This is a genomic window from Crenothrix polyspora, assembly GCF_900163755.1.
GTDB classification, from domain to species: Bacteria; Pseudomonadota; Gammaproteobacteria; order Methylococcales; family Methylomonadaceae; genus Crenothrix; species Crenothrix polyspora.
The window spans coordinates 1-1,870 of record NZ_FUKI01000074.1; the positions used below are offsets into that span (position 1 = coordinate 1).

The following is a 1,870-nucleotide window of genomic DNA, read 5'->3' on the forward strand; positions in this document are numbered from 1 at the left end:
GGCCCCACGGTAGCAAATATATATCAACTTTCCTATGGGTGATAGCCGCTCAATGTGAGTAAGTACCTGTAAAATAAATGATTTTAGAGTGACCAAGGGGGAAAATACCGAGGATCGCTTGTGTGGGGTGTACTTAATGATGTCGGCGATGCAGTCGTCCGGAAAAAAATCATTGAATGGTAAGTCCGTTGACTGTAAAAATGACTTTTTGAAGCGGTTGATTTCTCGAGTAATGCAGGTTCTGATAGTATGTGACAAGGTTAAGCTCTGGGTCGGATGGATAGTGTAGTGTGGTAACTTTACATTCTATCTGATTTTGGCCAGTGGCTTAGCCTTCATATCTTTTATCTAATTGTTTTAGATATTATTTTTTATTGACGGTAGCAGTATTGATTGAGAGGGGACAAAAATAAATGGCTTATGGCTATATTAGTGTCGGCAGTAATATCGACAGACAAAAATACATTCGGGCTAGTCTGGTAGCGCTGCGGCACTGTTTTGGCCAATTAGTGATTTCCAGTATTTATGATGCTGAATCGGTCGGCTTTTTAGGTAATAGTTTTTATAATTGTGTGGTTGGCTTTAATACCGATTTAGACGTTAAGGATGTAGCCAAACAATTGCGGCAAATTGAGATGAATAACGGACGTGTTAGGGGCTGCAAAAAATTTTCAGCACGCACGTTAGATCTGGATTTGCTGCTATATGACAACTTAATTATTAATGAGGTCGGTTTGCAGATACCGCGCAATGAAATCGAAAAATATGCTTTTGTACTAGAGCCGCTAGCAGAAATTGCACCCACACTAAAACACCCTATTAGCCAAATAAGCTATGCTGCGTTATGGGAGAAATTTGATAAGACAAGTGTTAAGCAACAGCGTATTAATTTTTTGTAAATGTTGCTTGCAATCACTGCCTGAAGTACTGAGTAACGCATGGCATGTGCGTAATTTTAATGTCGGTGTAATTTATACGCACCACGCAACGCGCCATACCTAATGTGGCTTAATTGCCAGTGCGTAGGTGTATTACTATAAGTAATTGTAATCTTTAAACATAGCGGCTTGCCCACACTTTACATTATCACTGTCGACTATATTCCATACCGTTGCAGCCTTAATCTCAAAGCGTTTGCCGGTTTTTGATATACGGATTCCTGAATAATTATCCGCGTAGCCTTTTGCAGAGACTTCATTCAGCAGCGTTTCTCTTGCGTAACGATTTTGAGGTTCAGCTGAATATTTTGAATGTAAATTTGTCAGCTCATCCCAAGACAGTTCAAAAAGTGTCAAACCCATTTTATTGGCGTATTGAAACACAGGATCAGCCGTTGCATTATGCGCTAGAAGCACATAAGGTGCGTTAAAAATCTGCTTTGCCTGCTCTTCCATACTCAAAGAGGAATCGACAAGACAGTCACCTTTTAGCTGCCTTAGACTATTGACTAATAAACCTACGTATTCCGCTAAATAGGCATTGGTTGCATCTGGCTTAGGGAAATGATTCATAAGTCCTGATTATACTGGATCATGCTGTGAATTGAGGCTAGCATTGTGTAATTTCATTGTATAGTGCGTATAGCATGCAATCAAGATAATGAACCTATCTTGAAAATTAGCGCTGTTTAATTTTAATAATACGCTTCGATGCTAAAACCGACATTCAGCACCCCGCTCAACGTAAAAATTATTTAAACTGTATAGCCTATTAACATGCAGGTCATACAATGAATACCGACGAACTTTACAAGAGTTACAACCTGGATCATCTTGGACTTGTCGCTGGGATGGTTGACGAATTGGGTATACCCCAATTAATCGATACCTTGATTATACAAGATCAGCAGCAACGGCATGTTTCCGTAGGA

At 39.7% G+C, this 1,870-nt stretch carries 3 protein-coding genes; 2 read left to right on the plus strand and 1 reads right to left on the minus strand.

From position 1 onward, the window contains the following. The first annotated feature begins 413 nt into the window (after positions 1 to 413). On the plus strand, positions 414 to 899 hold the full coding sequence (gene folK, locus CRENPOLYSF2_RS04285; RefSeq protein WP_087142725.1) for a 2-amino-4-hydroxy-6-hydroxymethyldihydropteridine diphosphokinase: 486 nt from the start codon (positions 414 to 416) through the stop codon (positions 897 to 899). Between the two features lie 135 nt (positions 900 to 1,034). Here folK and CRENPOLYSF2_RS04290 read toward each other — a convergent pair whose 3' ends face one another. Continuing rightward, entirely contained in the window at positions 1,035 to 1,511 is a 477-nt protein-coding gene (locus CRENPOLYSF2_RS04290; protein ID WP_087142726.1) for an MEKHLA domain-containing protein, read from the minus strand. 218 nt (positions 1,512 to 1,729) lie between these two features. On the opposite strand from CRENPOLYSF2_RS04290, the gene CRENPOLYSF2_RS19465 reads away from it, so the two are divergent. Then, the coding region (locus CRENPOLYSF2_RS19465; protein ID WP_140396793.1) for a DUF4277 domain-containing protein at positions 1,730 to 1,870 on the plus strand (141 nt) is incomplete at its 3' end.

Coding starts and splice junctions, on each gene's coding strand:
- folK (WP_087142725.1), top strand. CDS start 414: ATGGCTTATGGCTATATTAGTGTCGGCAGTAATATCGACAGACAAAAA.
- CRENPOLYSF2_RS04290 (WP_087142726.1), bottom strand. CDS start 1,511: ATGAATCATTTCCCTAAGCCAGATGCAACCAATGCCTATTTAGCGGAA.